General features: G+C 69.9%; 19 protein-coding genes. 4 read left to right on the top strand and 15 right to left on the bottom strand.

What is annotated here, in order from left to right; genetic code table 11:
• Window positions 1–141 precede the first annotated feature (141 nt).
• From DLJ59_RS07355 to DLJ59_RS07410, 12 genes are all read right to left on the bottom strand, one after another.
• Window positions 142–1,701: a carboxypeptidase-like regulatory domain-containing protein gene (locus DLJ59_RS07355; protein WP_124771751.1), complete on the bottom strand. Its 1,560-nt coding sequence runs from the start codon at window positions 1,699–1,701 to the stop codon at window positions 142–144.
• Window positions 1,702–1,995: 294 nt separating this feature from the next.
• Window positions 1,996–2,652 carry a LutC/YkgG family protein gene (locus tag DLJ59_RS07360; protein WP_341869569.1) on the bottom strand — a complete coding sequence of 219 codons (657 nt, stop codon included), beginning with the start codon at window positions 2,650–2,652 and terminating at the stop codon, window positions 1,996–1,998.
• The gene (locus tag DLJ59_RS07365) at window positions 2,649–4,103 is read right to left on the bottom strand and encodes a LutB/LldF family L-lactate oxidation iron-sulfur protein (RefSeq protein ID WP_124771753.1); all 1,455 of its coding nucleotides are present in this window, start codon (window positions 4,101–4,103) and stop codon (window positions 2,649–2,651) included. The genes DLJ59_RS07360 and DLJ59_RS07365 overlap by 4 nt, the downstream gene beginning before the upstream one ends.
• Window positions 4,100–4,882, bottom strand: coding sequence for a (Fe-S)-binding protein (locus DLJ59_RS07370; RefSeq protein WP_124771754.1), 783 nt, complete (start codon window positions 4,880–4,882; stop codon window positions 4,100–4,102). Before DLJ59_RS07370 ends, DLJ59_RS07365 begins: the two co-directional genes overlap by 4 nt.
• A gap of 2 nt (window positions 4,883–4,884) precedes the next feature.
• Entirely contained in the window at window positions 4,885–6,321 is a 1,437-nt protein-coding gene (locus DLJ59_RS07375) for a rhamnulokinase (protein WP_124771755.1), read from the bottom strand.
• Window positions 6,321–8,354 (bottom strand): bifunctional aldolase/short-chain dehydrogenase, encoded by a 2,034-nt coding sequence (locus tag DLJ59_RS07380; RefSeq protein WP_124771767.1) that lies wholly within the window; start codon window positions 8,352–8,354, stop codon window positions 6,321–6,323. The genes DLJ59_RS07375 and DLJ59_RS07380 overlap by 1 nt, the downstream gene beginning before the upstream one ends.
• 38 nt (window positions 8,355–8,392) lie before the next feature.
• Window positions 8,393–9,574 (bottom strand): L-rhamnose isomerase, encoded by a 1,182-nt coding sequence (gene rhaI / locus DLJ59_RS07385; RefSeq protein WP_124771756.1) that lies wholly within the window; start codon window positions 9,572–9,574, stop codon window positions 8,393–8,395.
• Window positions 9,571–9,948 (bottom strand): L-rhamnose mutarotase, encoded by a 378-nt coding sequence (locus DLJ59_RS07390; protein ID WP_124771757.1) that lies wholly within the window; start codon window positions 9,946–9,948, stop codon window positions 9,571–9,573. Before DLJ59_RS07390 ends, rhaI begins: the two co-directional genes overlap by 4 nt.
• Before the next feature lie 61 nt (window positions 9,949–10,009).
• Window positions 10,010–11,092 (bottom strand): rhamnose ABC transporter substrate-binding protein, encoded by a 1,083-nt coding sequence (gene rhaS, locus DLJ59_RS07395; protein ID WP_124771758.1) that lies wholly within the window; start codon window positions 11,090–11,092, stop codon window positions 10,010–10,012.
• Window positions 11,093–11,130: 38 nt separating this feature from the next.
• Entirely contained in the window at window positions 11,131–12,186 is a 1,056-nt protein-coding gene (locus DLJ59_RS07400) for an ABC transporter permease (protein WP_124771759.1), read from the bottom strand.
• Entirely contained in the window at window positions 12,176–13,237 is a 1,062-nt protein-coding gene (locus tag DLJ59_RS07405) for an ABC transporter permease (protein ID WP_124771760.1), read from the bottom strand. Before DLJ59_RS07405 ends, DLJ59_RS07400 begins: the two co-directional genes overlap by 11 nt.
• Window positions 13,234–14,754, bottom strand: coding sequence for a sugar ABC transporter ATP-binding protein (locus DLJ59_RS07410; protein WP_124771761.1), 1,521 nt, complete (start codon window positions 14,752–14,754; stop codon window positions 13,234–13,236). Before DLJ59_RS07410 ends, DLJ59_RS07405 begins: the two co-directional genes overlap by 4 nt.
• 224 nt (window positions 14,755–14,978) lie before the next feature.
• Here DLJ59_RS07410 and DLJ59_RS07415 point away from each other — a divergent pair, with 224 nt between their 5' ends.
• Window positions 14,979–16,010, top strand: coding sequence for a LacI family DNA-binding transcriptional regulator (locus DLJ59_RS07415; protein WP_124771762.1), 1,032 nt, complete (start codon window positions 14,979–14,981; stop codon window positions 16,008–16,010).
• Between the two features lie 63 nt (window positions 16,011–16,073).
• Here DLJ59_RS07415 and DLJ59_RS07420 read toward each other — a convergent pair whose 3' ends face one another.
• A complete protein-coding gene (locus tag DLJ59_RS07420) occupies window positions 16,074–19,730 on the bottom strand; it encodes a family 78 glycoside hydrolase catalytic domain (RefSeq protein WP_124771763.1) in 3,657 nt (1,218 codons plus the stop codon).
• A gap of 341 nt (window positions 19,731–20,071) precedes the next feature.
• On the opposite strand from DLJ59_RS07420, the gene DLJ59_RS37260 reads away from it, so the two are divergent.
• Window positions 20,072–20,269 (top strand): family 1 glycosylhydrolase, encoded by a 198-nt coding sequence (locus DLJ59_RS37260; RefSeq protein WP_244235882.1) that lies wholly within the window; start codon window positions 20,072–20,074, stop codon window positions 20,267–20,269.
• Between the two features lie 123 nt (window positions 20,270–20,392).
• Here DLJ59_RS37260 and DLJ59_RS07430 read toward each other — a convergent pair whose 3' ends face one another.
• Window positions 20,393–21,544 carry a glycoside hydrolase domain-containing protein gene (locus tag DLJ59_RS07430; RefSeq protein ID WP_244235883.1) on the bottom strand — a complete coding sequence of 384 codons (1,152 nt, stop codon included), beginning with the start codon at window positions 21,542–21,544 and terminating at the stop codon, window positions 20,393–20,395.
• Window positions 21,545–22,024: 480 nt separating this feature from the next.
• Here DLJ59_RS07430 and DLJ59_RS07435 point away from each other — a divergent pair, with 480 nt between their 5' ends.
• Both DLJ59_RS07435 and DLJ59_RS07440 read left to right on the top strand, forming a co-directional pair.
• The gene (locus DLJ59_RS07435) at window positions 22,025–22,597 is read left to right on the top strand and encodes an RNA polymerase sigma factor (protein WP_124771764.1); all 573 of its coding nucleotides are present in this window, start codon (window positions 22,025–22,027) and stop codon (window positions 22,595–22,597) included.
• Window positions 22,594–23,739: a hypothetical protein gene (locus DLJ59_RS07440; protein WP_124771765.1), complete on the top strand. Its 1,146-nt coding sequence runs from the start codon at window positions 22,594–22,596 to the stop codon at window positions 23,737–23,739. Before DLJ59_RS07435 ends, DLJ59_RS07440 begins: the two co-directional genes overlap by 4 nt.
• Window positions 23,740–23,981: 242 nt before the next feature.
• Here the strand turns inward: DLJ59_RS07440 and DLJ59_RS07445 are convergent, their stop codons facing one another.
• Window positions 23,982–24,575 (bottom strand): DUF4240 domain-containing protein, encoded by a 594-nt coding sequence (locus DLJ59_RS07445; protein WP_124771766.1) that lies wholly within the window; start codon window positions 24,573–24,575, stop codon window positions 23,982–23,984.
• Window positions 24,576–25,247: the final 672 nt, after the last annotated feature.

Consider the following 25,247-nt stretch of genomic DNA (forward strand, 5'->3'; position numbering starts at 1 on the left):
ACCCCTACCTGCACCCACCCCTACCTGCGCCTACACGTTCTCCCAGCTTGCCGACCTGCGCACTCGCTTGGCGGAGGTCGGCAATGAACGCTGACCCGGCCCGGACCGGGGTGCGCGGGCGGCGCCGGTGCCCGTCCCGGCTCAGCGCCGCCGGCCGGGAAAGTTGACGGTGAACGGCGAGGTGCCCACCCGGATGGCGGACGCGTCGACCTGCCGGACGTAGTCCGGGTAGCAGCGGTCGGGGTGCAGGCAGAGCCGGACCCGCTGGCCGGGCAGGAGTCGGACGTCGTACCGGCCGTCCTCGACGTTCTCGTCGACCGCGACGATGTCGCCGGTGTCGGCGTTGTAGACGTGGACGGGGTAGCCGTAGCCGTACACCGGGAGGCCGTCGGCTTGGCCGGAGACGGCGGTGCCGGCGCTCATCCGCTCGTTCGCCACGGTGACGCCGCCTGCGACGACCTTGATCCGGGTCGCCTTGACGCTGTTCGGCGCCCCACCGGACCACTGGGTGGCGTAGACGCTGTTGGCGCCGCCGTTGCCCGGTGGGATGAACGCCAGTGACCACTCGTACGGGCCGAGTCCGCTGAAGGTGTACGAGCCGTCGCCGGGAACCTTCCTGGTGGTCTCGTACCAGAACGGATCGTAGGTCGTCAGCGCGACGGTCACCGACACCGGCTGGCCGGTGACCGCGTCGGTGATCGACCCGGTGATCGACCCAGCCCGGTCCAACAGGATGTCGGGCAGCGTGGTGATCCCGGGCCCTGGCGCGACCACCAGTGCCTTGGTCCGGTCGCCGGTGCCACCGCTCGGGCCGACCCACTGCGCGCCGTGCCCCTCGGCCGAGCCGCCGGCCCAGATGTTGTACCGGTCCGGGTGGAGGCTGCGGAACCGCACCACCCCGTTCTCGTCGGAGATCTCGTTGGCGTCATAGATGTCGGGGAACCGCTTGTCCATTGAGATGGCGATGATTCCCGCGTTGGGCACCGGCGCGCCGGTCGCCCGGTCTCGCAGTGTCACGCGCAGTTCGTTACCGGGCGGCTGGACCGGCAGCGTCGCGCGGGTCACCCGCCCGGCGACCGCGGTCGCCTCGACCATCCCGCCCTCGTGTACGCCGTCGTTCGCGGCGCCGGTGAACCGGTAGTGGCCGGGCGGCACCTCCAGGTCGACGTACCCGTTCGGGAAGGTCCCGGCGGGGTTGGTGCAGATGAGGCCGAGCTCCATCGGGTCCTGCACACAGAAGTTCCGCACCTCGGCGCCGGTGGCCGCGTCGGCCGCGACGAACCGGATCCGGCCGGCCGGAGGGAGCACGTCGTCGACGACGAGCCGGCCACGGGTCGGCACGGTGACAGCTCCCCAGGGGAACGCGAGCCGGCTCGGGTAGTAGCGGGGCCGGAATACGCCGGGCATTTGGTTGGTGATCCGGTAGCGCCCGGCCGACACCCCGGACACCCGCCACCGGCCGGCCCGGTCCGTGGTGGTCGAGTAGGTCGGATGCTCGGCGCCGGAGTCCGGCGCGAGGGTGACCCTGACCTGGCCAGCCGGTCGGCCGGACCGTTCGGTCAGAGTGCCGCTGACTGTCGCGGCGGCGCTACCGGCCCGGACCGGCGCGACCGTACCCAGCACCGCGTCGACGCCGAGCAGCAACAGTGCGCACAGCGCCGCCAACAGGAGGGCTGCGGGACGTGCTATTCGGCTGTCCATCGTGGTGACACCTCCGGAATCGGCAAAGCCCGGCTCGCTCGCGCACGTCAGGGCAGCTTAACTTCGGCCATCATCACTTCAAGTCATGTGACGAACACGGACAGCGTCGGTTTTCGAGGCATCTGCAATTCGCTACCGACGGTCCGGGCGCCGCCCGCCGCTCAGCGTGAGGAAGCATGCTGCCGCGGCCAGCCATTCGTACGGGAACCGCCCCGGAGGCGTGTCGTTCACGGCGGTGACCTGGCATCGTCATGATCAGGCGAGAGGGTGCGGGTTGGGTAGTGTTTTCGGCGTTCACGCCTGAGGTAGTGAGTGGGGGTCGCCGACTGGGTCGAGGGAGTGGTGCGAACCGCGCGGAACGATCACCAGGTGCAGGTTGCGGGGGCCGTGAACGCCCTCGACCCGGTTGAGTTCGATGTCGCTGGTGGCTGAGGGACCACTGATCCAGGTAAGTGGGCGGCGGGGATCGAGGCGCGCGAGGGCGTCCGGCACCCCTGCGGCGATCTGGTCGACACGCAGCACGCAGATGTGCACGTCGGGCAGGAGCGTGATGATTCGCCGCCCCTGGTCGGCGGCCGCGTCGAGGATGACGGTGCCGGTCTCGGCGACCGCCACCGCCGCCGCGGTGACCACCCCGTCGGCGGTGGCGATCCGTTCGGTCGGGAGATTGTCGTCGGCGAGCGCCTCGACGGTGTCGGGCAGCCAGTGCCGGGGCAGCCCCGACGGGATGACGACCCGTCGTCCGCCGAGAATCGCGTCGACGACGTGCGCCACCTCGTCGTCGGCGCACCGGTGCACCGCTGCCCCGTAGTCGGTGAGCCGGTGAATCAGGACGTCGAGGTGCACCGCACCGCCAGCCGGTCGATAGTCCCGCGCCACCTCACCTGGGGCGTTCGGTGGCGGGCCCAGAGCCGCACGAAGCCGACCGAGGATCAATTCGCGGGAGGTCACCGTTGCACCCACCATTCGCGGAAGGTCTGCGGAGGCGGCTGCGGTAGGTCGCGGCCGACGGTCCAGCCGGACAGCGGAGGAGGAAGGCCCCGGCCATGCCGGCCGGCGAAGCGGGTGAGCCGCGACCGACGCTGGGCGGCCTCGTACAACGGCAGGTGATCCATGGTGTACGCGGCGGCGGCCATGGTGACCGCCTCGGCGCTCGGCAGGCGATGCTCGTTCCGGTAGGCCGTCACGTGCTCCGCGCGCAGGTGCACCAGGATCGACGGAATGTCGATCTTTACCGGGCAGGCGTCGAAACACGCGCCGCAGAGCGAGGAGGCGTACGGCAGGGAGGCATTGTCCTCGACGCCGGTCAGCTGGGGCGAGAGCACGGCGCCGATTGGTCCGGGATAGACCGACCCGTACGCGTGGCCACCGGTGCGCTCGTAGACGGGGCAGACATTGAGGCAGGCCGAGCATCGGATGCAGTGCAGCGCCTGACGGCCGACCTCGTCGGCGAGCATCGCACTACGGCCGTTGTCCAGCAACACGAGGTGAAAGTCCTGCGGCCCGTCATGGGGAGTGACCCCGGTCCACATCGACGTGTACGGGTTCATCCGCTCACCGGTGGAGGCCCGAGGCAGCAGTTGCAGAAACACCTCCAGGTCCGCCCAGGTGGGGATGACCTTCTCGATGCCCATCACGGTGATCAGGGTGTCCGGCAGGGTGAGGCACATCCGGCCGTTGCCCTCGGATTCGACCACCGCCAGGGTGCCGGTCTCGGCGACCGCGAAGTTCGCCCCGGAGATCGCGACCCGGGTACTGAGGAACGTACGGCGCAGATGGCGACGGGCCGCTGCCGCCAGGACCGCGGGTTCGTCGGTCAGCGCCGGGTCCACCCCGGGCATCTCGCGCAGGAAGATCTCGCGGATCTCCGCCCGGTTGCGGTGGATCGCGGGTACGAGGATGTGGCTGGGCTTGTCCCGGCCGAGCTGGACGATCAGCTCGGCGAGATCGGTCTCCACCGGTTCGATGCCGGCGGCCTCCAACGCCTCGTTGAGGCCGATCTCCTGGGTGGCCATCGACTTGACCTTCATGACCCGGTCACTGCCGGTGGCGGTGACCAGGTCGGTGACGATCCGGTTGGCCTCGACGGCGTCGGCCGCCCAGTGAACGGTGCCGCCCGCGGCGGTGACCGCCGTCTCCAGTTGTTGCAGCAGCTCCGGCAGGCGGGCCATCGTGTCGGCCTTGATGGCCCGGCCGGCCTCGCGCAGTTCCTCCCAGTCGGGGACCTCGCCGATGACGGCAGCCGACTTGGCCCGGATGGTGCCGGTGGCGTGGCCGAGGTTGCGGCGCAGTTGGGCGTCGGCGAGGCTCCGCCGGGCCGCGACCGGGAAGGGCTCGTCGCCGCGCAGGTGCCCGACACCGCGCGGTGCGGTGGCCGGCATGCCGAGGAAGGTCCGGGTCATAGCGGCACCCCACCGGTCCGCGGCTGCGGCTGCTCGATCGGGCCGGCGGTGGCCTCCGTGCTGGCCAGGATCTCCGCGAGGTGCACGGTGCGTACGCCGGTGCGCAGCCGGGACAGTCCACCACCGATGTGCATCAGGCAGGAGGCGTCCCCGGCGGTGCAGACGTCGGCTCCGGTGGCCAGCACGTGACGCATCTTGTCGGCCAGCATCGCCGTCGAGGTGTCCGCATTCTTCACCGCGAACGTGCCACCGAAGCCGCAGCACTGCTCGGCCTGCGGCAGCGTCACCAGGTCCAGGCCGCGGACCGCACGCAACAAGCGAAGCGGCCTGTCTCCCACCCGGAGCATCCGCAACGAATGGCAGGTCGGGTGGTACGTGACCCGATGCGGATAGTAGGCACCCAGGTCAGTTACCCCGAGCACGTCGACGAGCAGTTCCGACAGCTCGTACGTTCGTCGGGCAACCTCCTCGGCCTGGCTGGCCAACCGCTCGTCGCCGGCCCGCCGCGCCACCAGCGCGTGCTGGTGGCGCACCGAGCCGACACACGAGCCGGACGGGGCCACCACCACGTCGTACGGGGCGAAGGCTCGCACGTGCCGACGCACCAGACGCAGCGCCTCGCCCGGATAGCCGGTGTTGATGTGCATCTGTCCGCAGCAGGTCTGGTCCTGCGGAAAAACGACCTCGTGACCGAGCCGTTCCAGCAGCCGAACAGTCGCCTTGGCCGCCTCAGGGAACAGGGTGTCGGCCAGGCACGTGACGAACAGGGCTATTCGCATGTTCAGTCGTCCCATCCGAGGCGTCGGGCAGCCGCCCGCCACCCGGCTGTGTCGCCGCGTGGCTCGTACCGCGTGATCTGTTGGGTCTCCTGCAGCAGGGACCGCAGGGACGCCAGGTCACCGCCGATCACGCCGAGGGCACGCGCCTGCACCAGCGCGTTGCCCAGGGCGGTGGCCTCGACCGGTCCGGCGAGCAGCGGCAGGCCGCAGGCGTCGGCGGTGAGCTGACACAGCAGGTCGTTGCGGGCGCCGCCGCCGACGATGTGCACGGCGTCGACGTGCCGACCCGAGAGCCGTTGTGCCTGCTGGACAGCGCGCCGGTGCGCCAGTGCGAGGCTGTCCAGGATGCACCGGACCGTGGCCGCCGGGCTGTCCGGCACGGGCTCGCCGATACGCCGGCAGGTTTGGGCGATGCGTGCGGGCATGTCGCCGGGTGGCAGGAAGGTGGGGTCGTCCGGGTCCACCACGGAACGGAAGGCCGGTTCCTCGGCCGCCTGCCGGAGCAGGGCGGGCAGGTCCGTGGTGCCCCAGGTGCGCAGCGATTCCTGCAGTGGCCAGAGGCCCATCACGTTACGCAGGTAGCGGATCGTGCCGTCGACGCCGGATTCGTTGGTGAAGTTGGCCCGTCGGCTCGGCGCACTGAGCACCGGGGCGTCCAGCTCGACCCCGACCAGAGACCAGGTGCCGCAGGAGATGTAGGCGAAGTGCTCGTCGGCCGCCGGCACACCGACCACCGCCGAGGCCGTGTCGTGCGATCCCACCGCCATGACGTCGGGCGATCCGGGTAGGTCGAGCGCGGGCAGGACCGGACCGATCCGGGTGCCCGGCTCGCGCAGCGGCGGGAACAGCTCACTGCGGATTCCGGCGTCGGTCATCAAGTCGGTTGCCCAGGCGCGGCGACGTAGGTCGTACAGCTGGGTGGTGGAGGCGTTGGTGATTTCGGCGCCGACCTCACCGGTGAGCCAGTACGCGATGAGGTCCGGAATCAGCAGCAGCTGGTGCGCGGCCTCCAGCTGGGGTGTACCGGCGGCGGCGGCGAGTTGGTAGAGGGTGTTGAAGGGCAGGTGTTGCAGCCCGGTCGTGGCATAGAGCCGCTCCGGTCCGAGCTGCTTCGCCACCCGTTCGCTGACGCCGTCGGTGCGCCCGTCGCGGTAGTGCACCGGGTTGCCGAGCAGAGCGCCGGTGGCGTCGATCAGCCCGTAGTCGATCGCCCAGGTGTCGATGCCGATTCCGGCGACCGGGCCGGCTGCCCTCAGCCCTTCCAGCACACCCCGGTAGAGCGCCAGGACGTCCCAGTGCAGGGTGCCCGCGATCCGCACCGGTTCGTTGCGGAACCGGTGCGCCTCCGTGAGCTCCACCAGCCCCGGCCCGATGTGCGCGAGCATGACACGGCCGCTGGACGCGCCCACGTCCACAGCGGCCAGTCGCACGGCGGTCATCAGCGGAGGAAGGCCGCAGCGACACCGGCGTCCACCGGGACGTGCAGCCCCGTGGTGTGCGACAGCTCGCCGCCGGTGAGCACGAACACCGCACTGGCGACGTGCTCGGGCAGCACCTCACGCTTGAGCAGGGTGCGCTGGGCGTAGAACTCGCCCAGCTTCTCTTCCGGCACGCCGTAGACGGCCGCCCGCTGGGCACCCCAGCCGCCGGCGAAAATGCCGGAGCCGCGGACCACCCCGTCCGGGTTGACACCGTTCACCCGAATGCCGTGGCTGCCGAGTTCGGCGGCGAGCAGCCGGACCTGGTGGGCCTGGTCGGCCTTCGCCGCACCGTACGCAACGTTGTTCGGGCCGGCGAACAGGGAGTTCTTGCTGGAGATGTAGACGATGTCCCCGCCCATTCCCTGCGCCAGCAGCACCCGCGTGGCCTCCCGGGAGACCAGGAAGGAGCCCTTCGCCATCACGTCGTGCTGGATGTCCCAGTCCGCCTCGGTCGTCTCCAGCAGCGACTTGGACAGCGACAGCCCGGCGTTGTTCACCACCAGGTCCACCCCACCGAAGGCCAGCACCGCCTCGCGTAGGGCGCCGGCGACGGCGTCACCGTCGCTGACGTCGGCCGCGACGGCGACCGCCACGTCGGCGCTGCCGATTTCCGCGGCGACGGCGGTGGCCCCCTGGGCGTCGCGGTCGGCGACGACGACACACGCGCCCTCTGCGGCGAGCCGGTGGGCGATCGCCCGGCCGATCCCGGAGCCGCCGCCGGTGACGAACGCGACCCGTGTGGCGAGGGCCTTCGGATTCGGCATCCGCTGAAGCTTCGCCTCCTCCAGGGCCCAGTACTCGATCCGGAACTTCTCGGCCTCGTCGATCGGCGCGTAACGCGATACGGCTTCCGCGCCGCGCATCACGTTGATGGCGTTGACGTAGAACTCGCCGGCGACGCGGGCCGTCTGCTTGTTGGCACCGAAGCTGAACATTCCCACACCGGGCACCAGGACCACGGCGGGGTCGGCGCCGCGCATCGGGGGGCTGTCCGCGTCGGCGTGCCGCTCGTAGTAGGCGCGGTAGTCGTCGCGGTAGGCGGTGTGCAGCTCCCGGAGTCGAGCGATCACGTCCTCGACGGGCGCGGTGGGCGGCAGGTCGAGCACCATCGGGCGGACCTTGGTGCGCAGGAAGTGATCCGGGCAGGACGTGCCGAGGGCGGCGAGCGCGGGGTGCTTCTCCCGCGCGACGAAGTCGAGCACCACGTCACTGTCGGTGAAGTGGCCGACCTGCGGCCGGTCTGTGGACGCCAGGCCCCGCAGCACCGGGAACAACGCCGCCGCGCGCTCCCGTCGTTCGTCGGTGGGCAGCGGGTCGTAGCCGGGGATGACCGGGCCGAGCGGCTCGGCCCGGCCCCGCTCGTCGAGGTACGCCTGCGCGCTGCGAATCATCTCCAGCGAGTTGCGTTCGCACTCGTCGCTGGTCGCGCCCCAGGCCGTGATGCCGTGCCCGCCGAGGATCACGCCGATCGCCTGCGGGTTGGCTCGTGCCACCACGGCGATGTCCAGACCGAGCTGGAAGCCGGGCCGCCGCCAGGGGATCCACAGCACCCGGTCGCCGAAGATCTCCTTGGTCAGCTCCGGCCCGTCGGCGGCGGCGGCGATCGCGATGCCGGCGTCGGGGTGCAGGTGGTCGACGTGCGCGGCGTCGACGAGCCCGTGCATGGCGGTGTCGATGGACGGCGCGGACCCGCCGCGGCCGTGCAGGCAGTAGTCGAACGCGGCGACCATCTCGTCCTCGCGCTCGATGCCGGGGTAGACGTCGACGAGGGCGCGGAGCCGGTCGAGCCGCAACGCCGCCAACCCGGACTCGGTGAGGGTGCCGAGGTCGCCGCCGGAGCCCTTCACCCAGAGCAGCTCGACCGGACCGCCGGTGACCGGGTCGGTGGCCGCGCCCTTGGCCGAGGTGTTGCCCCCGGCGTAGTTCGTCGTGGTCGGGTCGGCGCCGAGCCGGTTGCTGCGCGCGATCAGCGCCTGAACCTCGGATTGCATGGTCCTCACGTCCCCAGTCTGCGTTTCTTCGGTGGTGGTCAGGCGCCCCAGCCGGCCTGCTGGCCGCCGGCGCGTTCGGCGCGGATCGTGTCGAAGTAGCCGGAGCGGGCGTAGGCGGCCATCGGGTCCGGATCCAGGCCCAGGTCCGTACGGAGCTCGGCGAGCAGTGGTCGGACGTCGGTGTTGTACGCGTCCATCAGCACGGCGTTGGCGGCGAGCACGTCACCGCTGCGCTGCGCGGCGGCCAGGGCGTCGGCGTCGACGAGCAACGCCTTCGCCGTCGCCTCCTGCACGTTGAGCACCGAGCGGATGATGGCGGGGATCTTCGCTTCGATGTTGTGGCACTGGTCGAGCATGAACGCGATGCCGCCCTCCGGTGCCAACGCGTCGCCACGGACGATCTCGTACATGATCCGGAACAGCTGGAACGGGTCTGCGGCGCCGACCATCAGGTCGTCGTCGGCGTAGAAGCGCGAGTTGAAGTCGAACGCGCCGAGCTTCCCGACGCGCAGCAGGAACGCCACGATGAACTCGATGTTCGTGCCCGGGGCGTGGTGCCCGGTGTCGATGACCACCTGGGCCTTCGGACCCAGCTCCAGGCAGTGCGCGTACGCGGTGCCCCAGTCCGGCACGTCGGTGGTGTAGAAGGCCGGCTCGAACAGTTTGTACTCCAGCAGCAGCCGTTGGTCGTCGCCGAGCCGGTCGTAGGTTTCGCGCAGCGCCGCCGCGAGTCGGTCCTGCCGGGCGCGGATGTCGTCCTGTCCGGGATAGTTCGTGCCGTCGGAGAACCAGAGCTTCAGGTCACGGGAGCCGGTGCGGTCCATGATGTCGACACATTCGAGCAGGTGGTCGATGGCCTTGCGGCGCACCCCCGGGTCCGGGTTGGTGACGCTGCCCAGCTTGTAGTCGTTGTCCTGGAAGACGTTGGCGTTGATCGCACCCAGACCGACGCCGTGATCCCGGGCGAACGCGGCCAGGTCGGCGTAGTCGTCGACGCGGTCCCACGGGATGTGCAGCGCCACAGTGGGGGCGATGCCGGTGAGCTGGTGCACGACCGCCGCGTCGGCGACCTTCTCGTACGGGTTACGCGGCACCCCTTCCTGCGGGAAGACCTTGAAACGGGTCCCGGAGTTGGCGTACGCCCAGGACGGCGTCTCGATGCGCTGGGACCGCAGAGCCAGCTTGACCCGTTCGAGGGTCCGCGCGTCGGGCTGCGTCATAGTGTCTCTCCCGTCTCTACGGCGGACCGCGCCGCAGGATCTGCGGCAAGCTGCGCCTCAAGGTTGAAGACCTCGTCCAGTGGCCGGATGGCGCGGTCGGGTGCGCCCTGGTCGAGGTCGACGAAGTACGACGCCATCTCCGCCTGCCAGCGAGCGTTGACGTCACTGGCCTGCATGGCGGCCTCGGCCGCCGCGAAGTCGTCGGTGACCAGATAGCCCACGAGCAGGCCGTCCTCGCGGAGGAAGAGCGAATAGTCCCGCCAGCCGCTCTCGGCCAGCGCGGCGAGCATCTCCGGCCAGACCCGCTCGTGGCGGGTGCGGTATTCGGTCAGACGTTCGGGGTGTACCTGAAGGGTGAAGCAGACGCGGGGCACGGTTCTCCCGTCGGCTCCCCGGTCGGTGCACGACGTGCGCCGGCACCGACCGGGAGGGCGATCAGAACTGGAACTGGTCGATGTTGTTCTTGTCGAACACGGTGGGTGGGCCGAGGATGACCACCCCGTCCTTCCCGACGGTGAACTCGCCGAGCTTGCCTGCCTTGAACGTGTCGCCCTCGGCGCCGGTGATCTGACCGGAGGCCAGTGCCGCACCGGCGTACGCGGCGAGGTAACCGAGGTCGGCCGGACTCCACAGGGCGAACGCGTCGACGGTGCCGTCCTTGACGTACTGGCGCATCTGGTTCGGGGTGCCCAGCCCGGTCAGCTTGACCTTGCCCTTGTACTGCGACCCGCTGAGGTAACGGGCGGCCGCCGCGACACCGACAGTGGTCGGCGAGATGATGCCCTTGAGGTTCGGGTACGACTGGAGCAGACCCTGGGTCTCCTGGAAGGACTTCTGGTCGTCGTCGTTGCCGTACGCCACGGTGACCAGCTTGATCTTGCTGTATTCGGGCTTCGTCAGCTCGGTCTTCATCAGCGCGATCCAGGCGTTCTGGTTGGTGGCGTTGGCGGTGGCGGAGAGGATGGCGATCTCGCCCTCGCCGCCGATCTGCTGCGAGATGAGTTTGACCTGGTTCTCGGCGATGCCCTCGGCGGTCACCTGGTTGACGAAGATCTGGCGGCACTCCGGCTTCGTGTCCGAGTCGAAGGTGACGATCTTCGCGCCGGCCGCCTTCGCCTGGTTGAGCGCCCCGCAGATCGCGTTCGGGTCGTTGGCCGAGGTGATGATCACGTCCATGCCCTGCTGGGACAGGGTGTTGATGTAGCTGACCTGGGAGGAGGCGCTGGCCTCGGAGGGGCCGACCTCCTTGAACTCGCCCTTGAACTCGGTGACAGCGTCCTTTCCGCCGTTGTCCGAGACGGTGAAGTAGGGGTTGTTCAGGGCCTTCGGCAGGAAGGCGATCTTCAACCCTGCCTTGATGGCGGCGTCGGGATTGGCGGTGCCGCTCGCCTGGTTGCCGGCACCGGCGTCGTCGGTGGAGTTGTCCCGGGTGGTGCCGCCACAGGCGGCGCTGAGCAGCAGTGCGGCGAGGGCGAGGCTGGTGACCCCGACCCGGAGGCCTCTGCGGTATGCGGACATCGTCATCCTTCCGGGGGTGATGGGTGTGCGGGGGAACGTCACGAAGCGACGGGCTGCCGCTGTCGTCGACGGTGCAGCCGGGCGCGGATGTCCGCGACGGCGTTGGGCAGCACGACGGAGGCGATCAGCAGGCTGCCGGTGACGATCGTCAGCGCGTTGGCGTCGACGTCGGCGAGTTGCAGCGCGTTGCGCAGGACGCCGAGGAGCAGCACGCCGGCCACCACACCGAGCAGAGCCCCCCGGCCACCGAAGATCGACACACCGCCGAGCAGCACCGCGGTCACCACTGTCAACTCCAGCCCGGTGGCGTTGTCGCCGCGGGCGCTGGCGTACCGCAGCGTCCAGAAGATGCCGACCAACCCGCACACCGCGCCGGAGACCACGAAGAGCCAGAACTTCGTCCGGGCCACCGAGACGCCGGTGAACGTCGCGGCCTGGTCGTTGTTTCCCATGGCGTAGAGCGCCCGACCGGCCGCGGTGGCGTGCAGCACGACCCCGAAGATCACGGCGAGCACCAGCAGCGGGACCACCATGACCGGGACCGACGTGCCGGGGATGTTGCGCACCACGGCAGCGGTCCAGTCGGCCGGGAAGTCCGCGACCGCCTGGTCGCCGAGCACGACGAAGGACAACCCCCGGTAGAGGGCGAGCGTGCCGATGGTCACCGCCAGCGACGGCAGACCGAAGCCGGTGACGAAGAGGCCGTTCACCGCGCCGAGCACGGCGCCCAGCAGCACCACGAGGACGCAGATCAACTCCAGGGACAGCCCACTGGAGAGCCAGAGCTGACCCATCAGTGTGCTGCACAGCCCGACCATGCTGGCCACCGAGAGGTCGATCTCACCGGTGATCACGATCAGGGTCATCGGCAGCGCGATGAGCGCCAGCGGCATCAGGTCGAGAAGCAGGAACTGGGCGTTGCGGCCGGTGGCGAAATTCTCCACGGTCAGGCTGGCGACCAGCACGGCCACCACGAGAGCGGCGACGATCACCGCGTCCCAGGAGCCGAGCAGTCCCCGCACGCTGGCGAGGCGACCGCCGCCGGGTTCGGCCTCGGCGGTGGGCGGTGCGGCGTACAGGCTGTCATGCGCCATGGGCGCTTCTCCCTCGGAGCCGGGCCGCCACCCGCAGGGCCAGGAGCCGGTCCAGCCCGATGGCGGCGAGGATGAGTGCGCCGACCACGGCCTGCTGCCAGAACGGGTCGATGCGCAGGACGGCGAGTGAGCTGCCGATCGTGGTCAGCAGTACGGCACCGAGCGCGGCGCCGTACGCACTGCCGCTGCCTCCGAAGATCGCCACCCCGCCGACCACGGCGGCGGCGACGACCTGGAGTTCCAGGCCGGTGCCGGCGGCCGCGTCGAGGGTGCCGAACCGGGCCGCGTACAGCACACCGGCGAGCCCGGCGAGGGCGCCGCTGGCGACGAAGACGGCGAACACCCGCCGGCCCACCCGGATGCCGGAGAGCCGGGCCGCGGCCGGTTCGGAGCCGATCGCGTAGAGCTCCCGGCCGCTGCGGTAGGAGCGCAGGTAGAAACCGACGGCGGCGACGACGACCAGCGCGACGAGGAACAGCACGGGTACGCCGAGCACCGTCTGGTTGCCCAGCCGCAGGAACGACGGGGGCATGTCGGCGGCGTTGATCTGCCGGCCGGACGCCCAGTAGTAGTCGACGCCACGGAAGGCGTACAGGGTGCCGAGCGTGATCACCAGGGCGGGCACCCGGGCCACCGCAATCAGGCCGCCATTGACCGCGCCGCACAGCGCGCCCAGCGCGACACCCACGACGAGCGCCACGGGCCACGGGGTACCGGGTGCGGAGAGGAACAGTGAGCCGGTGGCGAAGGCGACCAGGCCCAGGATCGAGCCGACCGAGAGGTCGACGTTGCGGGTGACGATGACCAGCGTCTGGCCGACCGCCAGGATCACCAGGATCGCGCAGCCCAGCAGCAGGTCCTTGATGCTCTGGCCGCTCAGGAACCGATCGTTGCGCAGGGCGGTCACTCCGACCAGCAGGCCGAGCGCGATCAGCAGGCTCAGCTCGCGTACGGCCAGCAGCCGTTCGGTGAGGCCGCGACGCTGCCGGTCGGGGTCGGGTGGGGCGTTCCCGGCGGCCCGTTCTGGCGCGCCGGCGTCGGTGAGGCTCATGCGGTCGCTCCTTGACCGGTGGCGGCGAACATGATGGAGGTCTCGTCCGCCTCGGCCCGGGGTAGCTCGCGGACCAGTCGACCCTCGTGCATGACCAGGACCCGGTCGGCCATGCCGAGCACCTCGGGCAGTTCGCTGCTGATCATGAGGATGGCCAGGCCCTGGCCGGCCAGTTCCGAGAGCAGTCGGTGCACCTCGGACTTGGTGCCGACGTCGATGCCCCGGGTGGGTTCGTCGATGATGAGGACCCGTGGTTCGGTGGCCAACCACTTGGCGAGGACGACCTTCTGCTGGTTGCCCCCGGAGAGGGTCGCCACGGGCGCGCCGAGGCGGGAGGCCTTCACCTGGAGCCGCCGCGTCCACTGGCGGGCCTCGGCGCGCTCCGCGGCGCCGAGTAGCAGGCCCAGCCGGCTCAGCGCCCGGCGGCGGGCCAGGGTGGCGTTGCGCTCCACCGACAGCTCCATGATCAGGCCCTGTTGCCGCCGGTCCTCGGGGACCAGGGCCATGCCGGCGGCGATCGCCCGACCCGGGTTGCCCGCCGGGACGGCCCGACCGGCCACCAGCACCTCGCCCGCGTCGTAGCGGTCGACGCCGAAGACGGCGCGGGCGACCTCGCTGCGGCCGGCGCCGACCAGCCCGGCGAGCGCGACGATCTCACCGCCCCGGACGGAGAACGACACGTCGGTGAAGACGCCGGCCCGGCTCAGCCGGCGAACGTCGAGCAGCGTGTCCCGCAGTTCGGCGTCCTGCTTGGGGTAGAGGGAGGAGACGTCGCGGCCGACCATGCCCCGCACCACCTCGTCGACGGTCAGGTCGGCGGTGTCGTCGCTGGAGACCCAGGCGCCGTCGCGCAGCACCGTGACGCGGTGGCACAGGTCGAACACCTCGTTGAACCGGTGCGAGATGAACAGCACTGCCGCCCCACCTTCGCAGAGCGACCGGGCGACAGCGAAGAGCCGCTCGACCTCCACACCGGAGAGCGCGGCGGTGGGCTCGTCCATGACCAGGACGCGCGCGTCGAACGAGATCGCCTTGGCGATCTCGACGAGCTGCTGGTCGGCGATGGAGAGGCCACGCGCGGGTCGGGTCGGGTCGATGCGGACACCCAGCCGCTGGAACAGCCGCTCGGCGTCGCGGTTCATCGCGGCAGTGTCGATGCGACGCAGACCGCGCAGTGGTTGCCGACCCATGAAGATGTTCTCCGCCACGGAGAGGTCCGGGAAGAGCGTCGGCTCCTGGTAGATGACCGCGATCCCGGCGGCCCGGGCGTCGGCGGGACCGCCCAGCCGCAGCGGTTGCCCGTCCAGGGTCAGCGAGCCGGAGTCCGGTGCGTGTGCGCCGGCCAGAACCTTCACCAAAGTGGACTTGCCCGCCCCGTTCTCACCGACCAGGGCGTGGGCCTCACCGGAGTGCAGTGTCAGGTGCACCCCGCGCAGCGCGGCGACGGCCCCGAAGGACTTCGTCACGCCGTCGAGGACCAGCAGCGGAGCCTGGGTGCCCGGTGCGTCGGCGGTCATCCAACCCCTCCTGAATCGTTTCATGCTTCGTTGCATGGACGGTAGGGGTAGGCCTTCAAGAGCGTCAAGAGTTTCACTGCGATTTCTTCGCCGTTGCTGGCATGGGCTCCAGGGCCGGCTCGCGGCCCTGCTGACGAACTGGATGAAACGTTTTAGGCGCTATAGACTGCCGAGCGACCCGGTCGGCACGGGCCGCGACCACCGTAGGGAGCATCTGGGGAGTCATGGCAACGGCGAACATCAAGGAGGTCGCCCGGCATGCCGGCGTTTCCCTCGGCACCGTGAGCAACGTGCTCAACCGACCCGACACTGTCGCTCCCGCCACCCGTCAGCGGGTGCTCGACGCCATCACCACCCTCGGCTACGTCCGCAACGACTCCGCTCGTCAACTGCGCGCCGGGCACAGTCGCACCGTCGCCATCGTCGTCCTGGACGTGGCCAATCCGTTCTTCACCGACGTGGTCCGGGGCGCCGAACAGGTGATTGAGGGAGCCGGCGCCATGCTCGTCGTCTGCAACAGCGGCGAGGACAGCGCCCGGGAGCGCCGCCACCTGGAACTGCTGGAGGAGCAGCGGGTCCGTGGTGTGCTCATCACCCCGGTCGACCACGGCCCGCAACCCACCCTGGACAAGCTCATCGAGCGAGGCATCCCGGTGGTGTTGGTGGACCGGGGGACAGGCCGGGCGAACCGTTGCTCGGTGGCGGTCGACGACGTGCTCGGCGGTCGACTCGCCATGGACCACCTGCTGGACCAGGGCCACCAACGCATCGCCTACCTCGGTGGTCCGCTCACCATCGCCCAGGTTGCCGACCGGCACGCCGGGGCGGCCGCAGCTCTGCAGGACCGGGGCAGCACCGCTGAGCTCCGGGTTGCGGTGACCACCAGCCTGACCGTCGCCGCCGGCCGACGCGCCGCCGAGGAACTGCTCGCGTTGCCGGTCCGGAAGCGCCCGACCGCCGTGTTCTGCGCCAACGACCTGATCGCGCTCGGTGTACTGCAGGAACTGACCGCGCGCGGTGTGCGGGTGCCGATCGACGTGGCCATCGTCGGCTACGACGACATCGAGTTCGCCGGCGCCGCGGCGGTGCCACTGTCGTCGGTGCGCCAGCCCCGCGACCAGCTCGGCCGCGCCGCAGCGGAACTGCTGCTCGAAGAGGCCGAGTCCGGCGACACCCACCGGCACCGGCACGTGGTGTTCCAGCCCGAGATGGTCGTGCGCCGATCCAGCGACCAACCCCGACGCACCCGGCGCTGACCGGCCTCATCGATCGAGGAGCCGGGCGGATGCCCGCCCGGCTCCTCCGCGACGCCAGCTTGGTCAGGCCCCCGGTGCGGGCATCGCCCAGACGTCGGCGATCGACGGGTCGTATCCGGTGCCGGTGTCCTGGTACCGCACCCGCACCACGCCGTCCCGAGTCGTATCCGGCAGGTTCACGACGAACTGGTAGCTGACCGTGCCGGGCCCGCTCGCGGTGTGCTGCCAGGAGCGGGTGTGCACCACCGCTCCGTCCACGACCACCTGGTAGTCCTTGAGCTGCGGCCCGTCGTACGTCTCCACCGAGCGCAGCACGAACGGTTCACCCGGTTTGACCGCTAGGTCGAACTCGAACCAACCGCCGGGGCGGGTCACATCGGTGTACCGGCGGGTCAGCCCGGCCTCGGTGCTGGTACCCGAGTAGGTGGAGGCCGTCAGGCGGTGCGCCTGCTCGGACGCCGCGACGCCGAGGTCGACGTGGTCGTACGCAGCCGTCGGTGGGACGACCGCGAAGGAGTAGGAGCCGGAACCGATCTCGTACACGGCGACCGCCCCGTCCACTCGGACGAACCGCACCCCGTCAGCCTGCTCCGCGGGCCGGCCGCCCTCGGTGACGGCCTCACGTCCGGGCGCCGGGAAGCGCACCGTCGCCGTGCTGTTGGGCGGCACTGTGAGACGCAGACGCATGTCGCCGCGCGCGTCAAGGTCCCAGTCACTGCCGATCGTTCCGTACGCCGAGCGGTACGACGCCTTGGCCGAGGTGAGATTGCCGCCCGGCTGGGGGGCGAACGTCACGTGCGCGTACCCGGGGTTGGCGGCGGCGGGCTGGATGCCGGCAACCGTCCGGTACATCCAGTCGCCCACCGCGCCGTACGCGTAGTGGTTGAAGGAGTTCATTCCCACGTCGCCGAAGCTGCCGTCGGGTCTGATCGAGTCCCACCGCTCCCAGATCGTGGTCGCGCCCTTGCCGATCTCGTAGCCCCACGACGGGTAGGTGTCGTTGAGCAGCAGCCGGTAGGCGACGTCCAGGTGCCCGGTGGCGGTCAGCGCCGGCAGTAGGTCCGGGGTGCCGAGGAAGCCGGTGGAGAGGTGCCAGTCGTGCCGTTGCACGTTGGCGACCAGCCGGTCGGCGGCCCTGGCCCGCAGCGGATCGGTCAGCAGGCCCATGCCGATGGCAAGCACGTACCCGGTCTGGCTGTCGCCCTGCACGGTGCCGTCGGCCGCGACGTAGGCGTTGACGAACGCCTGGGTGATGGTCCTGGACAGCGCCGCGTAGCGGGTCGCGTCGGCGTCGCGCCCGATCGCGGCGGCCAGCTCTCCCAGCAGCCGGACGCTGTACGCGTAGTAGGCGGTTCCGACCACGCCGGCCGGCGTCGGGTCCTCCAGGTTGAGCCAGTCGAGGTACGGGCCGGCGTTGGTACGCAGGTTGCCCGAGCTGGTGCTCTCCAACCAGGACGCGTACCGCACCATCGACGCGTAGTGCTCTTCGATGACCCGGGTGTCGCCGTAGCGCTGCCACAGCGCGTACGGGACGGTGATCCCGGCGTCGGCCCAGCCGGTCGCGCCGTCCCCGCAGCAGGCACGCGGCGCGACGTCGGGGTACGCGCCGTTGGCAGACTGCGCGTCGCGTAGGTCCTGCAACCACTTGCTCAGGAACGTCAGGCTGTCCATGTTGAACGTCGCGGTGTTGGCGAAGACGTTGATGTCGCCGGTCCAGCCGAGCCTCTCGTCGCGCGCCGGCGTGTCGGTCGGGATGGAGAGGAAGTTGCCGCGCTGCCCCCAGGTGATGTTGCTGTGGAGTTGGTTCACCATGGCGTTGGAGGTCTGGAACTCGCCGGTGAGGTCCCCGTCGGTGTGCATGACCAGCCCGGTGACCGAGGACAGGTCGGGGGTGCCCGGATAGCCGGTCAGCTCGACGTAGCGGAAGCCGTGGAAGGTGAAGGTCGGCTGGTAGATCTCGGTGCCGCCGCCGCGCAACGTGTACTGGTCGGTGGCCCGCGCCGAGCGCAGGTTGGCGGTGTAGGCGGTGCCGTTCGGGTTGAGCACCTCGGCGTGCCGGATGCGTACCGCCGAGCCGGCTGGGCCGTTGACCTTCAGCCGTACCTTGCCCACCATGTTCTGACCGAGGTCGAAGATCCAGGTGCCGGGGGTCGGCTGGGTCAGCGTCCGGGCCGGCAACTCCTGGGTGACCCGCACCGGCGGGTCGACCTGGGCGACGATCTTGTCGGTGGCGTCGACGCTGTCGACGGTGGCCGGCTTCCAGCCGGCGTCGTTGAACCCGGACCGGTCCCAACCGGCCGGCAACCGCCGTGCGTCGTAGGTCTCGCCGTGGATCAGGTCACTCTGCAGGAACGGTCCGCCGGTGACGCGCCACGAGCCGTCGGTGCCGATCGTCGCGCTGCGTCCGTCGGTGTAGTCGATGACCAGTTGGGCGCTCAGGTGCGGGCGTGAGCCGTAGTTGTCGGTGCCGAACCAGGCGATGCTGCCGGCGTACCAGCCGTCGCCGAGCAGGGCGCCGAGGGCGTTGTCGCCCGGTTGGAGCTGGCGGGTCACGTCGTAGGTCTGGTATTGCACCCGCTTGTGGTAGTCGGTCCAGCCGGGCGCCAACTCGTGGTCGCCGACCCGCTGGCCGTTGAGGGAGAGCTGGTAGACCCCGAGCGCGGTGGCGTAGATCCGGGCCCGTGCGACAGTGCCGTCGACGCGGAAGCCGCGGCGCAGCAGCGGGTTCGCGTCCAGCGCGGCGAGCATGGCCTCGGTGTCGCCGCCGACCCGCAGGCCGGCCGCGGTGGCCGTGCCCGCGCTGAACGGGTTCTGCCCGTCGGTGAGCGGGGCCGCGAAGAGCGTCTGGCCGCCGTTGGTCACCGAGAAGTTGGAGAAGACGCCGGCCTCCAACCCGTTGGTACGCAGGCCGACCGAGCCGGCCTGGTGCGTGGTGCTGGTGGTGACGTCGACCTGAGTGCCGTCGACCCAGGTGGTGATGGTGTTCCCGGCCGCGGTGATGCGCAGGGTGTGCGGCGTGGTCAGCCGGTCGGCCGGTACCACGCCGCCGAGCGGCACCTCCTTGAGCACGGTCCAGGCGCCGTTGACTCGGGCGTGCGGGCGGAGCTTCGCGCTGCCGTCGGTGATGGAAAACTGCCACATGTACGCGTTCGCCGCGCCCCGGGCACGCAGGTAGATCCCGGCCGCGTCGCGTTCCAGTCGTACCGTCGTCTGCACCGTGTAGTCGGTCCAGGCCTCGGTCGGCGACGGCATGCCGATCCAGTCGGCCTGCCAGCCAGCACCGCCGCGTACGCCGGTCTCCCAGGACGCGGGCGCGCTCCAGCCGGAGGCGTTGCCGGCGGTGTCCCAGACCTGGACCTGCCAGGCGTACCGGGTGCGGGGGCTCAGTTGCGGGCCGGCGTACGCGACGAGGGTGCTCTGCCGTGACCGGACCCGGCCGCTGTCCCAGACGTCGGGGGCGTTGAGGCGGTCCGCCCTGGTGGCGACGCGCACCTGGTACGACTCCTGGAGCACGCCCCGGCCGGTGGCTTCGATCTGCCAGCCGAGTCGGGGTTGCGCCACGTCCAGGCCGATCGGTTCGGTGGCGCGTTCGGTGGTCAGGTTGGTCGCGGTCAGCGTCGCGGCGGCCGGGGCTGCCGTGGCCTGGCCGGGCGCCGCGAACGGCGTCAGGCCGAGCAGCAGCACGAGAAGCGCGGAGGGTGCGGCGCGACGGCGGGTCATGCGCATCATTCCAGGTCCTCATCCTTCTGAGCGGCGGGCTCCCGGCACGGGCGTGGGCGGTGGAGGTCCGAGCCGGGGGAGGGGCGACGGATTTAATGAATCGTTTCAGCATTCGTTTCAGGAAGGTTACGCGCTCGCGCTGATCAACTGAAGACGTTCACAGAAGTGAATATGTGACCGGCCCGCCGGGCCAGAAGATCCACCGCGGAGGCCGACGTCCTGGACCTCCGAGATCGTCGACCGCTATCTCGACAACCTCGCCGGCCCCGACGGCGGTGACTGGCTCGGAGTGCAGTATTACCGCAAACAGTGGGTCGACCCCGCCTCGCCCACCTGGTTCCGTGAGCCACCGCCCGCACGACGACACCGAACGGATCAGGTACCTCACCACCCACCTGGCCGCCCTCGCCCAGGCCCGCGCCAAAGGTGTCGATGTGCGCGGGTACCTGCACTGGTCCGTCGACGACTCGTTCACCCGGTTGCCCAAACCCAGCGCCCACGTGTTCGCCCGCATCGCCCGGGCATCGAGCCGACCGTGACTCTCGGCAAGTTGGTCAGCCTCGTTCGGCATGCGGACTGGGATGGAGCCCGGTCGACAGTGAGTTGTCGCTTGACCTCCCAGCGCCGTCCGAGGTGGCCAATTATCGCCGCCGCGAGGGGGCTCAGACCCGGGTGATCCGCACCGCGTCGGCGACCACGAGTCCGGTGCCGCTGGTCCAGCGACTCACGCCGACCTTGTTGCCCGTGCCGGCGGCCAGGGTGAACACGCCGATCGAGACCCACCTACCGCCGTTGACCCGCTGATTGACGGAGACGGTCCTGCTGCCTGTGGTGGTCTCCACAAGGTATGGCGTCTGGTTGTTGTAGCCCGCGTCGGCGGGGTACCAAACTGAGATCTCATAGGCTCCGGTAGCCGGGATGGTCGACCGGAACCAGGCGACGTCGCTGGATGACACCGGACTGGTAAACCGGTAGTCGGTGCCGAACCGTTGGCCGGAGTAGGCCGACGTGCCCCATTCAGTGCTCGCGGTGAACCCGCCCGAGGCGCTGTTGTCGATGGTCGTGGTCCACTGCTGCGGCGGGGTCTGCGTAACCCTCACATCGAGGTAGTTGCGGTCGATCTTCATCGTGACGCCACCCCACGTCTCGGTGACCTCGCCGGCGTACTGGTGTACGCGCTGCTGGTTCGCGTAGTAGGCATCGGCGCAGTAACTTCCGGCGTCTGTGTCAGCCACCCCGTTCCACCAGGCGATCCAGATCTGGTCGAGTCGCGTGTAGCTCGGGTTGTCGTATGCCTCGCAGATGTCCTTGATGCCGGACGAACCGCTGGAGTACATGCCGGCGAGGTAGCCCCGTACGTGCAGCTGCTCGGTCCAACCGGCCAGGAACGACAGCACGGCGGCCCGGCACGACGCGTTCGACGGGTAGTGCTCGATGTCGTTGTAGATGGTGCTCGCAGTGCCGATGCCCAGTGCCTGGGCGGCATTCGCGGCGCTGTTGGCCGCGGAGACGCCTTGCGACCGGGCGGTGGTGGGATCGGCGGACATCTTCGGCGTGCGGGTGCCGCACGGTGCCTGGTAACCCAGTTCGATGGGGATCAGCCGCCATCCGTTGCTGGTCTGGTTGGCCACCCAACTTGCCGTGAGGTTGGGCTGGGAACAGGAGCGGCTCCCCCCGCTGATGTAGATGCCGACCGCGCCGTAGGGCGAACTGGCCCGCCACGCGTTCATCGTGGCCTGTGACGGAGCGGCACAGGTATCGAATCCCCGGCCGGTGAAGGTGCCGGGTTGCGGGCCGGTGGCCAGCGGCGTCACTGCAGTTGGTGCTTGTGGGGGTGTCGTGGCCACAGCAATCGACTCGGCGGGCGCCACGATTACCGCGGCAACGGTAAGACTCGCCAGCCACCCGGCAGTGACTCTCACGTCGCCTCCATTTGAAGAAATTCTTGCCTGGGAGCGGGCGTTGCGAAGGATTTCTACCACGAATCGATGAGTAGCAATAGGGGTCGCCGCCGACTCGGCGCCGAGGTCAGCTGAGGGGCAGGCCCGCGTAGTTCTCGGCCAGGCTGGTGGCGTACGCGCGGGAGCTGGCTAGGTATAGCAGCGTTGCGGTCTGTACGACTCCCAGCCCTGGCCTGGGCCCCACGCTTGGGCCCGACGCTGACCGCGTCGCAGCCGCTCATGCCGCCGAGAGGTCGCTATTGAGCGACCGCTTGCCGTCGGAACTCGGCGCCTGAACACTTTCCCGCCTGATCGGCAATGTCAGGGTGAAGCGCGGACTTGTCGAGGAGGGCCATGGCTTCGGATGCGGATTTGATAGGCCGGTCGCTGGATGGCGATGTCGACGCCTTCGTAGAGGTGGTCGAGCGTCATGAGGCCGCCGTCGGTTCGTACCTCGTTCGCCGGGCTGGGCGGGATGCGGCTGAGGACCTCCTGGGCGAGGTTTGGGTTGCGGCGTTCGAGTCGCGGCGATCGTACGACCGGTCGTACAACGATGCGCGGCCGTGGCTGTACGGGGTGGCATTGAATCGCTTGCGGCGCTACTGGCGGTCCCGGCCGGCCGAGGACCTGGTCGCGGACGTGCCGGACGTGGCGGCTGGATGGGATCCGTGGTCGGCGGTGGACCTCGGCGTGGACGCCCGGGCGGTGCTCCGGTCGGCCCTGACGCGGCTCAAACCCGAAGAGCGGGAGGTCCTCAGGCTCGTCGCCTGGGAGGACCTGACCGCAGCCGACGCCGCACGGGCGCTCGGCATACCGGCCGGCACCGCGCGGCGGCTGCTGAGCCAGGCCAGGACGGCATTGCGCGACGCCCCGGGGGTGTCCGCGCTTCTGAAGGACCGCAACAGCGCGAAGGAGAGACACCGATGACCGACGAGCTCGATCTGGTCGGTGCGTTGGGAAGCGCAGAACCACTACGCCCGGAGGCGTATCAGCGGGCGAGGGCCGTGCTGCGGGCGGCTATGGCCGACCCCGGAACCGTGCGGCTACTGGGCGCGATATCAGCGCAGGACACGACTATGGAGGCGACTTCAACCATGGAAACGACGACAACCACGCGGGACCACGAATCCAGCCCGGCCCTTCAGCGCCGCCGCGGGATCGGCATCGCGGGCCGATTGGGCATCGGCGCCGGGGTGGGGGTTGCCGCCGCGGCGGCAGTTGTCGCCGTGGTGCTCAACTCGTCGGCGACCGGGGGCGTGGAGGCCGGCAAGGATTCGTCAGCCGCCGCCTCGGGCTCGACCACCGTCGACGGGTCGGCCGAGCGCGCACCGCTGATGACCCTGGCCGGGTCCATCAAGACGGTCACCCCGGCGGCGGGCGACGCGTGGCTGGTGAAGGCGACGCAGGTCCACGGCACCAAGACCATGCAGGTCGTCTACACGCTGTACACCGATGGTCACGCGATCTACACGGGCAACAGCGTGAAGGACATCAAGCGTGCGATCGCCCGTCACCAGGACCAGATGACGGACGGCGGCTACGCTCCGCTCCTCAAGGCGGCCGTCGCCGCGGCGGACAGCAGCCCGCCCGACGGCCGGACCCAGATGCTCAAGGCAGCCAAGGATCCGCTGGTGGGCCTCGACCCCGCAGCGCAGAAGGCGGTGTGGGACAAGCAGCAGGCGGACGCCCAGGTGATCATCAAGCAGAAGGGCGGCAACGCCGAGCCAAAGCCGTACAGCCCTCAGGCCGTTCAGCGGCACTTCGACAACGCCCTGTGGACGTACAGCACCCAAGCGCTGTCCGCCGGCGACGGCAACACGCAGGTCCGGGCCGGTGTGCTGCGTCTGCTGTCCACCATCTCCGCGGTCAGCGTCAAGAACTCGACCACCCACGGCAAGGCCACGCTGACGATCACCGCCGGCCCCGAGGTGTTCGGCGGCGAGGGCAGCGAGGTGCTGACCATCGACGCCACGACCGGCATGCTCGTCAAGGACGTCTCCACCGTGCCGGGCCTCCCTCGGGCCTCCACGACGTACGAATCCTCCCGCGTGACGAAAGCCGACCTGTAGGCCGGGAGGTCCCACCCACCAGCATTCCGGCAGACGGGCGTAACGCGCCCGGCGTTCGATAACCCCGGACGCTGACCACCTGGTGCAATCCCGCTGTAGGCGCCGTGACCAGCGCCCCTCGGTGGTGACCTCTTCGGAGGTCACCACCACAGCGCGACTTGTGCGAGCTGCAGAATCGCACTGAGCGTTATCGCTCATAAATAACGGGATCCGCAACCAGGACGGGCACTGAGTGCCCGAGTTCAATCCTCGCTGGGGTTGAGGAACAGCTCGGCCAGCCGGGGTAGCCGACTCCGCATCTCGTCATCATCGTCGAAGTCGAAGTCCTCACCCATGTCGGGCCTGCGGGCCTCGTCGATGCCGACCGCAACGTGCTGGCGGGCCTTCATCGCCTCGTAGAAGGCATCGTCGTCACCACCCGTGACCTGCTCGTAGGCCTCGCTGGCCACGTAGTTCACCGACTCAGCGAACAGCGCGCCGTCGTCTGCCTCGGCCGCCGCTTGTCGTACCACGGGATGGTCAGCAAGTCCGTCGGGCGAGGCTAGGACACGTCCGTACCACTCGCGTCCTAGCGCGATGACTCCCGCCCGGAAATCGATAAAGCTGTCGTCCGAGCATCCTCCGCCAATCAGGTACGCAGCCGCCCACACGTCCCAGCGATAGAGGGCGTCATGGAGCTGATCGAACAGCTCCTGGAACTCGAGGATGCGCTCCGGTGATGTCCCGGCCAAGCTTGTCACCAGTGCCGCGGCAACGGCCTCACCGTCGTCGCTGGTCCGCTTGTCGAGACCCGCCCCGGCCGACTCCACGACCGCCCAAAACTCGTCAACGTCCACGGCGCGAGAGTCTCCCACGGCCAACCGACACAACTCATGCCGGTCGACTCAGGCCCAGTCGCGGGCAGCCGCTCAAGCGTTCCTGACCCTGAGCATGCGCCCATGGGCGCGAGCCGGTCGTTACGGGCAGCGGTTGTATCGGGAGGCGTAGGGGTAGCGCCGCAGGCCGTCTGCGCTGAAGTGGTCACCGTATTGAGGAGCTCACCCGGCTGTGTCCCGGTCAGGTCGCTGAGCACCAACGATGTAGCGCTCCTGAATGCTTGACCTCCCAGTAGAGGTCGAAGTGGTCAGGCGTCCCTGCTCCCGGGTTGGCTGGTGCCGGCCGGCGTCTCGGGTCGTCCAAACGCTACGCCTGTGAGCGTGCTGCAGATCAATGTAAAGCGTTGCGGGCGGGCTTGCTGGGAGTCTGCCGGGGTTCCGTCGTCTAAGACATCGACTCCACGGGCAGTGCCCTGACCAGGCCCTTCAGGCCGGTGATTTCTTCGTCGCGCCCGAAGGCGTCCGCGCTGGCGCCCCGCGGAGGGGGTAGGGCGGCGTTCGCTCATGGCTCCCCTCTGTGTCAAGACACCGCCGGGAGGAGAGTTCTATCCTGGGTCTCGGCGGGTCCGGGAAGTGACTTCTCCGAAGAGCCGGCTGGGGGATGAGAGTCGGTCGCGCTGGAGCCAGTTGCCG

The sequence above is a fragment of the Micromonospora inaquosa genome, from assembly GCF_003857055.1.
Lineage (GTDB): Bacteria > Actinomycetota > Actinomycetes > Mycobacteriales > Micromonosporaceae > Micromonospora > Micromonospora inaquosa.

Excerpts from the sequence above, each read along its gene's own strand:
- DLJ59_RS07355 (WP_124771751.1), bottom strand. The coding sequence starts at position 1,701 with ATGGACAGCCGAATAGCACGTCCCGCAGCCCTCCTGTTGGCGGCGCTG.
- DLJ59_RS07365 (WP_124771753.1), bottom strand. The coding sequence starts at position 4,103 with ATGACCCGGACCTTCCTCGGCATGCCGGCCACCGCACCGCGCGGTGTC.
- DLJ59_RS07370 (WP_124771754.1), bottom strand. The coding sequence starts at position 4,882 with ATGCGAATAGCCCTGTTCGTCACGTGCCTGGCCGACACCCTGTTCCCT.
- DLJ59_RS07375 (WP_124771755.1), bottom strand. The coding sequence starts at position 6,321 with ATGACCGCCGTGCGACTGGCCGCTGTGGACGTGGGCGCGTCCAGCGGC.
- DLJ59_RS07380 (WP_124771767.1), bottom strand. The coding sequence starts at position 8,354 with ATGCAATCCGAGGTTCAGGCGCTGATCGCGCGCAGCAACCGGCTCGGC.
- rhaI (WP_124771756.1), bottom strand. The coding sequence starts at position 9,574 with ATGACGCAGCCCGACGCGCGGACCCTCGAACGGGTCAAGCTGGCTCTG.
- rhaS (WP_124771758.1), bottom strand. The coding sequence starts at position 11,092 with ATGTCCGCATACCGCAGAGGCCTCCGGGTCGGGGTCACCAGCCTCGCC.
- DLJ59_RS07400 (WP_124771759.1), bottom strand. The coding sequence starts at position 12,186 with ATGGCGCATGACAGCCTGTACGCCGCACCGCCCACCGCCGAGGCCGAA.
- DLJ59_RS07405 (WP_124771760.1), bottom strand. The coding sequence starts at position 13,237 with ATGAGCCTCACCGACGCCGGCGCGCCAGAACGGGCCGCCGGGAACGCC.
- DLJ59_RS07410 (WP_124771761.1), bottom strand. The coding sequence starts at position 14,754 with ATGACCGCCGACGCACCGGGCACCCAGGCTCCGCTGCTGGTCCTCGAC.
- DLJ59_RS07415 (WP_124771762.1), top strand. The coding sequence starts at position 14,979 with ATGGCAACGGCGAACATCAAGGAGGTCGCCCGGCATGCCGGCGTTTCC.
- DLJ59_RS07420 (WP_124771763.1), bottom strand. The coding sequence starts at position 19,730 with ATGACCCGCCGTCGCGCCGCACCCTCCGCGCTTCTCGTGCTGCTGCTC.
- DLJ59_RS07435 (WP_124771764.1), top strand. The coding sequence starts at position 22,025 with ATGGCTTCGGATGCGGATTTGATAGGCCGGTCGCTGGATGGCGATGTC.
- DLJ59_RS07440 (WP_124771765.1), top strand. The coding sequence starts at position 22,594 with ATGACCGACGAGCTCGATCTGGTCGGTGCGTTGGGAAGCGCAGAACCA.